Genomic DNA, 244 nt, shown 5'->3' on the forward strand with positions numbered 1-244 from the left:
ACCGGGCGATTCATCCCAACCCAAAAACCGCTTTCGTCAATGAAGACAAGCCTTTCAGCTTCCACTTTCAAAATTCGCTGCCAGTAGTCTACACGCTCTGCTTGCACTTCTGCCGTGATTATTTTCTTGCTCCTGTAAGTTTTTTTTGAGGCTGATGTCATGTTGCTTTAAAAATCGATGCATCATGCTTGTGTTAGAACTGACACCCAATTTTTCTTGGACTTCTTCGCAGTACTCTCGCAAT

Annotated in this window: 1 pseudogene; it reads right to left on the reverse strand. The window is 43.4% G+C overall.

The features are described 5' to 3' along the window. Nucleotides 1-244: pseudogene (locus tag VPK24_RS08990) on the reverse strand (IS630-like element ISAtsp7 family transposase); the annotation flags it as partial.

It is taken from the genome of Limnothrix redekei LRLZ20PSL1 (genome assembly GCF_043235035.1).
Lineage (GTDB): Bacteria > Cyanobacteriota > Cyanobacteriia > CACIAM-69d > CACIAM-69d > CACIAM-69d.